At 39.9% G+C, this 449-nt stretch carries 1 tRNA gene; it reads right to left on the bottom strand.

What is annotated here, in order from left to right:
• Positions 1-119 precede the first annotated feature (119 nt).
• A tRNA-Asn gene (locus J502_RS16220) sits at positions 120-195 on the bottom strand.
• Between the last annotated feature and the right edge of the window lie 254 nt (positions 196-449).

Genomic DNA, 449 nt, shown 5'->3' with positions numbered 1-449 from the left:
TAAAAATATTCAGTAAGTGAATCTTGGCGAACAATAAGACCTATCAATAGGAATAACTTGAATATATTCTTGGCGTAATAAAAAAAAGCCCACTTAAATAAGCGGGCTTTTTAGAATCTTGGCTCTCCCACCTGGGCTCGAACCAGGGACCTGCGGATTAACAGTCCGTCGCTCTACCGACTGAGCTATGGGAGAATCTGTGGGCTATTCTATGGAGGAAGAGATAAATGGTCAAGTGGAAATAGCTAAAAAATCATTAGATTTAAAGCGTTTGTTTTAAAAATATTCAGTAAGTGAATCTTGGCGAACAATAAGACCTATCAATAGGAATAACTTGAATATATTCTTGGCGTAATAAAAAAAAGCCCACTTAAATAAGGGGGCTTTTTAGAATCTTGGCTCTCCCACCTGGGCTCGAACCAGGGACCTGCGGATTAACAGTCCGTCGC

Origin of the sequence: Acinetobacter sp. 1294596 (genome assembly GCF_000582925.1) — a bacterium.
GTDB lineage: Bacteria > Pseudomonadota > Gammaproteobacteria > Pseudomonadales > Moraxellaceae > Acinetobacter > Acinetobacter radioresistens.
Note: the sequence above shows the minus strand (reverse complement) of the source record. Positions and strands in the feature narration are given on the sequence as shown.